Origin of the sequence: Candidatus Desulfatibia sp. (assembly GCF_036446775.1) — a bacterium.
Taxonomy (GTDB): Bacteria; Desulfobacterota; Desulfobacteria; order Desulfobacterales; family UBA11574; genus Desulfatibia_A.
This window is the reverse complement of the sequence record NZ_JAZFTO010000149.1, coordinates 1-8,814: the sequence shown is the minus strand read 5'-3', so window position 1 is coordinate 8,814 and position 8,814 is coordinate 1. Positions and strand designations below refer to the sequence as shown.

Here is an 8,814-nt window from a genome sequence, read left to right as displayed (position 1 = left end):
ACCTTTATATACTGCGGGATTGCAAAATAATTGGACATCCGGTCGGTCTGGGTTAGGAGGTTCAGGGTTCAGGGTTCAGGCCTCCGGCTCGTAGAGGCACGATCCTACGCCTCGGAGAGGTTAAGCGCTTCACGCTTATTCCCTATATCATTGAATTCATAGAGGTAATTAAATGAGAGACCAACCTCTGAACCTTTGAACGTTGAACCTTTGAACCCAACTTTTTGATTAGAGATGGAATGTTTTGTCCAAAAAATCACCGCATCATCTATCATTATTTACGAGATCTGTATATTGTCTTCAAAAACACAATGAAATATGAAAGACAGCGCCATGAAATGGTGAAAAATCAGATTGAGGCCCGCGGTGTCACGGATTCTAAGGTTCTTGCGGCGCTTCGTAAAGTTCCGAGACATCTTTTTATAAGTGAGGCCCTTAGGGATCAGGCCTATGGAGATTTTCCGCTGCCTATTGGAGAACAGCAAACTATTTCACAACCTTATATCGTCGCTGAGATGACGCAGGCTTTGCAGCCTGGTGAGGATGATCGCGTACTTGAAATCGGAACAGGATCAGGATATCAGGCTGCCGTTTTAGCGGAAATCGTGTTTCGTGTTTATACCGTAGAAAGAATTTATCCATTATTTGTGCAGACCCGCAAGCTTTTCGATAAACTTAAGTATCACAATATTGTAACCAAATATTCCGACGGTACCCTGGGGTGGGAAGACGAGGGTTCTTTTGACGGTATTATCGTTACCGCCGGTGCCCCTGAAATCCCCAAATTTCTAGTCAACCAACTTGCTGTGGGAGGACGAATGGTGATTCCCGTTGGAAATCAGTATTCTCAGGAACTGATTAAACTTTACAAAAATGAACGTGGTACTCACAAAACCAATTTGGGCGGTTGCCGCTTTGTCAAACTTGTGGGTGAATATGGCTGGAGAGAGCAGTAAATGCTTCGTCGCCTTTATGATTGGGTACTCTATTGGGCGGAAACACCTTACGGAAAGTGGGCTTTATTTCTGCTCGCCTTTAGTGAATCCTCTTTTTTCCCAATACCCCCTGACGTCCTGCTAATAGCGCTGGCCGTCGCTGTCCCCAAAAAATCACTGAAATATGCCCTGATATGTTCGGCGGGCTCCGTCCTGGGAGGATGCTTCGGATATCTGATCGGATGGCAGTTTATGGCGTCAATCGGCCGCCCCATAGTCAACTTTTATGGCTTGGGGGCCAAGGTTGAATACATTGGAGCTCTTTACAATAAATACGACGCCTGGGCGGTTGGTATCGCGGGATTTACTCCGATCCCCTACAAGGTCTTTACGATTGCGGCCGGGGTATTTAAAATAAATTTCTCGGTTTTTGTACTGACATCCCTGGTATCTCGCTCGGCCCGCTTTTTTATTGTGGGAGGGCTTATATATATTTTCGGGGCCAGGATTCAGGGTTTTATCGAGAAATATTTTAATATTCTTGCGGTTGCATTCACGGTGCTGCTTGTTTTGGGGTTTGTTGCTATCAAATATCTATTACCCTAACCCGGATAAACCGGCCTCCGGCTCGTAGAGCCTACGCCTCGGAGAGAAATAACAAATCACAAGCATCAAATTTCAAATAAATTCCAAACTACAAGCTCCAAATACTAAAGAACTAAACTATTTTAATTTTTCCAGTATTGATGAAAATATCTTTTTCAATTCGTTTGGCCTTCTTCACGATTATAAGGTTTGGCCTCCGGCCCGTAGGGGCATCGGGCCTACGCCCCGGAGGGATTTTTGAATTTCGGTCAGCCGACTTCGCCAGCCTACTCCGCCGTAGTAAGGCTACGAAGGCCGGATAGTAGCCTTTTGGCTACGACGGCTGAATTGTAATTTGCCTGCCCTGTTAAATAAATCGTAGATTTAATGCGAAGCATTATTTAACAGGGTAAATTTTTTGGGATTTGTTATTTGGAATTTCCACTAGCTCAATTACTCCATGAATGGATACGAAAAAGTTTTGCCACAAAATACACAAATTTTACAACTAAGGGACTAATACGCTATAACTTACGAGGTCTGGACTGGCGCCTTTGCATTAATTTCTCGTTGACCACCGGCGGCACCATATCTTTGATGTCACCGCCGAAAGTGGCCGCCTCCTTTATGATTGATGAACTTGTAAATATCCATCGAAGGCCGGTCATAAGAAAAACGGTCTGAACATCACGGTTAAGCCTGCGGTTCATCAACGCCAGCTGAAACTCATATTCAAAATCCGATACAGCACGCATTCCACGCAGTATGGCCCGCGATTTACGTTTGGCGGCATAATCGACTAAAAGTCCATCAAAAGTATCCACTTCAATATTCGGAAACTCTTCAAAGCTTCCTTCCAGCATCTCTACCCGTTCCTCTACAGTAAAGAAACATTCTTTTATCGGGTTGTTCAATATAGCTACGATAATCTTGTCAAAGATTTTAAGCCCTCTTTTGGCAATATCTACATGACCGTTGGTAACAGGATCGAAGGTTCCCGGATATATGGCGATTTTTTGCATTGATCAGCATTCCCCTTTTAAGTTTATTTTATTTGCATTTTTTGCTGCCACTCTTTTAGCTTGCCACAAAGGCACCAAGGCACAAAGATTATATGGTTATATTATTTTCCTTCTGCCCTGCCGGCAGGCAAATAAGGGGGCAAATTCAAACCTATTATTTCTTAGTGACTTTGTGTCTTAGTGGCTGAACATTTACGAATTCTTTGGCATACTTCGGTTATGCGTTCAAGCTAAAATACACCTTAATAAAAAAAATGTTTCATACCACATAATTTAAAAATGATACAAGGGTTTTTCCATATTTTCTCTGGTGGTCAATTTCAAACGCTTCAAGATTTGCCGGTATCGGTTCAGCAGCAGCGTGCTCGATCACAACGCAGGCCTTTTTCGCCAGTGAGTTGCTGCGATAAAGGTTACGCAAAGCCGGTTTGATAATATTGCGGTTATAAGGCGGGTCTATAAAAACCAGATTAAAAGGCGGGCTGGACGATTTTATACAGTTTAAATTCTTGCTGATATCCCATTTAATAACTTTCGTCAGCTGGTTATAGGCGCACGCTTCGATATTGCGTGCTATAACAGCTAGCGCCCCCGGGCTATTATCTAAAAACACTGCATATTCAGCCCCTCGGCTGATCGCTTCAATACCAAAGGCTCCGGTTCCTGCAAACAGATCCAGCACAATGGCTTCATTAACACGCGATGAAAGGATGTTGAAAATTGATTCTCTCAAGCGGTCAGCGGTCGGCCTAACTTGCCTACCGCGTACTGCCTGCAGTTTTTTACCTCTTAAACTGCCGCTGATAATTCTCAAGCCCATATTTGTAAAATAAAAGGTAACCGTTCACAGGTTCAGAGTTCACCGTTCAGGGTTGTAAGGCGTATCCTGCCTTTTCTTAACCTTTGAACCCTGACCGTTCCCCGTTCAGCGTTCAACGTTCGGGGTTGTAAGGTAAATCCTGCTTTTATTAACCTCTGAACCCAGAACGGTGAACCTAGAACCTTTGAACATTGAATCTTGAACATTGAACCGCTCAACCTAGGAGTAAGTTTTCAACAGCTGATTCAGATAGTTTTTTTCTATCCCGACGGCTGCGGCTGTTTTGGCAATATCGTTATTATATTGCCTAAGCTTTCTTTGAATAAATTCTCTTTCAAAAGCCTTTTGGGCGTCTTTAAAGTGTTGAATTAATAAGAGCTGTGATTCAATTGAGCCTGTCTCTTCCACACAAGCGGGGTTATAAGGAGTTGGAATGTCAGATTCATCAATGATATCTTTGTCCACCATAATAGCCAGGCGTTCTATAAGATTCTTAAGTTCCCTGACATTTCCCGGCCAGGCATAACCGCATAACAAATCAACTGCTTCCGGAGCCATTGTTTTGCTTTTACCTCGATCCTTGATGGCACATTCTTGCAGAAAGGTTTCAACCAGCATGGGGACATCTTCCAAACGATTCCTAAGCGGCGGGACATCAATAGGAATTACATTCAGCCGGTAGTAAATATCTTCCCTGAAGCTCCCCTTCTCGATCTCATCTTTAAGATCTTTATTGCTGGAAGCAATCACCCTGACATCCACACTCAATATTCTGCTGCCGCCGACCCGCTGAAACTGCTGTTCCTGTAGGACCCGCAGGATCTTAGCCTGAGTTTTCAGGCTCATATCCCCGATTTCATCCAGAAATATAGTCCCTTTGTTGGCTAATTCGAACTTCCCGACTTTTTTGACGGACGCGCCGGCGATGGCCCCTTTTTCATGACCGAACAGTTCACTCTCTATAAGTTCCTCGGGAATCGCAGCACAGTTAACATCAATCATGGGTTGGTCTGCACGTGAGCTTAGCTGATGTATAGTACGGGCGACCAGTTCTTTTCCGGTTCCATTCTCTCCGGTAATGAGTACCCACGCATCGGTCGGGGCGGCAACAGCGATCTGTTTTTTCAGTGTTGCAACCGGCGGACTGTTTCCGGTTATGGTATGTTTTTCGAGTGTCTTTTTGCGCAGATATCTGTTTTCTTCTTCCAGCCGTCTGAAATTTAGTGCATTGTTGATCGCCACGATGACCTTGTCGATTGAGAGCGGTTTCTCGATTAAGTCGAATGCGCCTAACTTTGTGGCTTTCACGGCGGTTTCTATCGTTCCGTGCCCGGATATGATAATGACCTGGATGTAAGGGTTATTATTCTTGATCTCTTTTAGCGTTTCAATGCCGTCAATACCCGGCATCCATATGTCAAGCAGCACAAGATCAGGGGATTCTGCATCGATGATCTTCAGCGCCTCGTATCCATTCGTTGCCGTTTGGACTTCAAAGCCTTCGTCGAAAAGAAGGCCGCTTAACGATTTCAATATGGAAGGCTCGTCGTCTACAATCAAAACTGAAGGAAACATAGGCTTAATCCCTTTTCACATTTACAGCGGCAATTCGATAACAAACTTAGCGCCTCGGGGCTGGTTATCCTGAACGCGTATCAAACCGTTATGATCAGCGATAATTGTGCTCACAATGGTAAGCCCCAAGCCCATACCGCTCTTTTTGGTCGAAAAATAGGGTTCAAAGAGACGGGTCTTGTCTTCAGCAGAAATGCCGGCCCCGTCATCGGCAACTTCTATTCTTACGATCTTTAAAATAGAATCATTGGCTATGGATACAGATATGCAGCCTTTTTCTTTAATGGCGCTGATGGCGTTGTCCACAAGATTGATCATCACCCGCTTGATTTGCTGCCTATCAAGGTTAAGTTGCGGGATATCGTCTTTAATGGTGAACTCAAAGTCAATATTCTGACTTCCTTCTTTGTAAAGAGCCAAGGTCTCTTCAATGATGGGAGGCAAATCGCAGGGTTTAGGGTTTGCTGTGGGGAATCTTGCAAACGTTGAAAATTCGTCGACAAGATTTCTAATCAGCTCCACATGGTCCATAATTGTCCGGGTGCACTCATCAAACACCGGCTGGTTGAGCTGCTTGGAGTATTTTCGATTCAAACGTTGTGCCGAAAGTGTTATGGGGGTCAATGGATTTTTTACTTCATGGGCAATTCTGCGGGCAACCTCACGCCAGGCAGCCATGCGCTGGGCCTTTTCCAGCTCCGTCAGATCGTCAAACACAATAACGATCCCCATGTGCTGACCGGTGTCATCTTTGAGAGCATTAACATGCATCATAAAGCTTAAAGGGCTGCCGCTTATAGCCAGTTTCAACGGCATATTTACGGCGTCATCCCGGGAAAGTGCCAGATTTTCCATAATCTCTTTGGCAAGCTCCAGGTGCGGCGCGCTTAAAAGCTTTTTGTAATCATTATTAATGATTTTCTCTGAGCTTAGGTTCAACATTCTTTCGGCTGACTTGTTCATCGTAGTGATAATTCCGTCGGCGTCAAGGGTTACAACACCAGCGGAGACATCTTTCAAGACAATTTCCATGTACTGTCGTCTTTCTTCTATTTCAATGTTCTGTTGACGCAGCATGCGGGCTGAAAGTTCAAGCTGCTCCCGGCCGACCCGCAAGTCCTTGGTCATGGTATTAAATGAATCTACCAGACTGCCGATCTCATCGTCCGCCACTTGCTCTATACTGAAGCTCAAGTCGCCCTCTGCAACCCGCCGGGTTCCTTCAGCAAGCTCCATGATCGGGATGGTAATCGTTTTTGCCAGGTTAAAACCGAACCATATGGCACAAAAGACAACCAAAAGCGCTACAATTGAAAGTGTTATATAATAAGTGATCTGAATCGGTTTTTTTAGAAGTTTTATCTGCTGGTATTCTTCAAAACCTCTGGAAATAGATGCCATCTTTTGGGAAAGTTCCGGGCCAATCAGGGTGTTTATGACCACATACCCCTCGGCCTTGGCTCGATTTGCTCCAAACGGCACTGCTGCGATAGTCCTGATAAGCTCGCCGGCAGGGATACTTTCCGTAATCGTTTTGACATTTTTTTTTGCCGTCTCTTTTTGAAGATTATTAGTGGAGACAACTTTAAAGGGTTTAGCTTCCAAACTCGGAGTCAAGGCTAATGTAAGACGCGTTGCATTGGCTGCATAAACTTCAACCGCATCAAAATTAAACTCACGCTGTACAATCTGAATATAGTTGGATAGCGCTTTTCTCTTTTTTGATCCCAGCAGCTTCTTGGCTTTAATCTGATAGGCGATTCTTTCGAGAAAAAACTGATTGCTCTCTTCGCTCTGCAAATATACGCTTCGGCCGACAAGCAGAGAATTTTCAAGGGCCTGTTCAACCGGAACATTGAACCAAAACTCAATGCTGGTTGTGATAAAATTGATTGAAAAAAAGAATAGTACAATCGTGGGAACCAAAGAAAGCGCTATAAAGGCCACCACAAGTTTTGTACGGAGTTTTGCTCCCATTACCTTGCGCTTGCGATCATAAAGAAGTTTGACTAAATTTCTAAAAACCAGGAATATCAATAAGATCAAAAGCAGCAAATTGATGTTGATCAATATGAACATCAATATCGTGTTGGAGATGGGAATGTCGGTTCCAAAATAGATTATCCTGCTTTCAGCGAAGGTCAAAAGAGCTATCACGAAAACAATGACGACAATCATGATACCTTCACGTTTGCGCCTGTTGCGATCCTCTCCTGACAGGTAGGATTCTGTTTTTTTTAACTTGTCATTGCTCATCATAATCGCAGGAAATGCAAAATTTATAAATACGCCTTCAATTTTATTTAGTAGATGAAATCTATCGTATATAAATCGGTCTCAAAATCCCACAGAGAAACAAAGAAGAGTACATAATGCAGATAAAAAGGAAGGGTCAGTTTGCTAAGTTCTGCTTTAGCTCTTATTTGATAATGCCTGCCTTTTTCCAGCATCCTTAGCGGCACAATCTTTAAGCTGTCAATTTCAGTCATCAACTTCCGGGCTTCGTCAAATGATTGCGTAACCAAAGGATCACCATTTTCCCAGGACCGTTTTACAACAAATTCCTTTTTGAGGTTATTATATTTTAGTGTATGGGTTATTTTTATATCAGCGACTTCCTTGTCAAACCATAGATTACGCTCTTGATAAAGGGAGATAAAAAACGAAAAGGTAGTCGGCACACCGCTTAAAATCGCTTTTTTCATTTTTTCTCTGAAAGCGCCTTCAACCGTCAGATAAACCAGCAGGTCGTCACGCGTGTTGGTGACGATAATATCTTTCAGTATGGCACCCTGAGCATATGCCAAATTCTGCATCACAAGGAATATGGCAAGGATTAGGGCACAAACTTTTCTTTTCAGAGAAGGTTTCATAGGCAAGCCATGCCGGCATTATATCAGAAATGAAAATTTTTCCTGTAGTTCCAAAGGTTAATCAATCTGATTATTAGCGGATACCTTACTAAATGGCAAGTGGTTTTGATTGCAAGGGGGATAAATCTTGTACATCTGGAAGAGTAACAGTCTCCCACGACCCTTTTTGGGCAAAGAATTCTTTAAGAAAGGCATGGTGGAAGGCATGGCCTGATTTTTTCGCCACTATATGGCCTAAAATAGGCATACCGAGAAGGGAAAAATCGCCGATACAGTCAAGAATTTTATGGCGTACAAATTCGTCCTGATAACGCAAACCACCATCGTTAAGAACCTTATGACTATCGAGAGCGACAACATTGTCCAAGGAAACACCCTGGGCCAGACCGTGTTGTTTCAAATATTCGTACTCATGTAGAAAGCCGAATGTTCTGGCCCTGCATATCTCACGTTCAAAAACCCGGTCCGTTAGATCCACGGAACAGGTTTGCCGCTTAATCAGGTCATGATCATACTCGATGGTACAGGTTATTTTATAAGTCGAGCACGGATAGATGCCAACAAACTTTCCGTCCTTTTTTACCTCAATGGGCTCTTTGATCACGAAACAAAATCTGGGAGCGGCTTGGTCCTTGATACCTGCCGCCCTGATCAACTCCGTAAAAGGGCCGGCACTACCATCCATTATCGGCATCTCATAGGTATCGAGTTCAACCAGGGCATTGTCGATGGAAAGACCCGCCAGGCAGGCCATGAGATGTTCAATGGTTGAAACAATAAAGCCATCAATTCCGATGACGGTTGCCAGGCTGGTATCCACCACCATATTGAAATGGGCCGATATGCTGGGGCAGTCCGGGAGATCTGTTCGGATGAATTTGATACCATGATTGCTGGGGGCAGGATTAATAGTCAAGTTAGCCTTTTTCCCCGAATGAATTCCTACACCCGAGCAACTGACCGCCTTGGCAATGGTTCTTTGTTTAAGATGCATCTTTATCTCA

8 protein-coding genes are annotated in these 8,814 nt (G+C 43.9%); 2 read left to right on the top strand and 6 right to left on the bottom strand.

The window, feature by feature from the left end:
* The first annotated feature begins 311 nt into the window (after positions 1-311).
* Together V3S16_RS07470 and V3S16_RS07465 are read left to right on the top strand one after the other, a co-directional pair.
* On the top strand, positions 312-956 hold the full coding sequence (locus V3S16_RS07470; RefSeq protein WP_413884048.1) for a protein-L-isoaspartate(D-aspartate) O-methyltransferase: 645 nt from the start codon (positions 312-314) through the stop codon (positions 954-956).
* Positions 957-1,541 (top strand): YqaA family protein, encoded by a 585-nt coding sequence (locus V3S16_RS07465; protein WP_413884047.1) that lies wholly within the window; start codon positions 957-959, stop codon positions 1,539-1,541.
* Between the two features lie 503 nt (positions 1,542-2,044).
* Here the strand turns inward: V3S16_RS07465 and coaD are convergent.
* The 6 genes from coaD to lpxC all read right to left on the bottom strand — a co-directional run.
* The gene (coaD, locus tag V3S16_RS07460; RefSeq protein WP_413884046.1) at positions 2,045-2,542 is read right to left on the bottom strand and encodes a pantetheine-phosphate adenylyltransferase; all 498 of its coding nucleotides are present in this window, start codon (positions 2,540-2,542) and stop codon (positions 2,045-2,047) included.
* A 259-nt stretch (positions 2,543-2,801) separates the two neighbouring features.
* Positions 2,802-3,362, bottom strand: a complete 561-nt coding sequence (rsmD, locus tag V3S16_RS07455) for a 16S rRNA (guanine(966)-N(2))-methyltransferase RsmD (RefSeq protein WP_413884045.1) — start codon at positions 3,360-3,362, stop codon at positions 2,802-2,804.
* 219 nt (positions 3,363-3,581) lie between these two features.
* Positions 3,582-4,937 (bottom strand): sigma-54-dependent transcriptional regulator, encoded by a 1,356-nt coding sequence (locus tag V3S16_RS07450; protein WP_413884044.1) that lies wholly within the window; start codon positions 4,935-4,937, stop codon positions 3,582-3,584.
* Positions 4,938-4,958: 21 nt separating this feature from the next.
* Positions 4,959-7,196, bottom strand: a complete 2,238-nt coding sequence (locus V3S16_RS07445) for an ATP-binding protein (RefSeq protein WP_413884043.1) — start codon at positions 7,194-7,196, stop codon at positions 4,959-4,961.
* Between the two features lie 44 nt (positions 7,197-7,240).
* Positions 7,241-7,810: a DUF4390 domain-containing protein gene (locus V3S16_RS07440; protein WP_413884042.1), complete on the bottom strand. Its 570-nt coding sequence runs from the start codon at positions 7,808-7,810 to the stop codon at positions 7,241-7,243.
* Between the two features lie 88 nt (positions 7,811-7,898).
* Positions 7,899-8,814 (bottom strand): UDP-3-O-acyl-N-acetylglucosamine deacetylase (lpxC, locus tag V3S16_RS07435; protein WP_413884041.1); only part of this gene is annotated, 916 nt, incomplete at its 5' end.

Excerpts from the sequence above, each read along its gene's own strand:
- V3S16_RS07470 (WP_413884048.1), top strand. The coding sequence starts at position 312 with ATGAAATATGAAAGACAGCGCCATGAAATGGTGAAAAATCAGATTGAG.
- V3S16_RS07465 (WP_413884047.1), top strand. The coding sequence starts at position 957 with ATGCTTCGTCGCCTTTATGATTGGGTACTCTATTGGGCGGAAACACCT.
- coaD (WP_413884046.1), bottom strand. The coding sequence starts at position 2,542 with ATGCAAAAAATCGCCATATATCCGGGAACCTTCGATCCTGTTACCAAC.
- rsmD (WP_413884045.1), bottom strand. The coding sequence starts at position 3,362 with ATGGGCTTGAGAATTATCAGCGGCAGTTTAAGAGGTAAAAAACTGCAG.
- V3S16_RS07450 (WP_413884044.1), bottom strand. The coding sequence starts at position 4,937 with ATGTTTCCTTCAGTTTTGATTGTAGACGACGAGCCTTCCATATTGAAA.
- V3S16_RS07445 (WP_413884043.1), bottom strand. The coding sequence starts at position 7,196 with ATGATGAGCAATGACAAGTTAAAAAAAACAGAATCCTACCTGTCAGGA.
- V3S16_RS07440 (WP_413884042.1), bottom strand. The coding sequence starts at position 7,810 with ATGAAACCTTCTCTGAAAAGAAAAGTTTGTGCCCTAATCCTTGCCATA.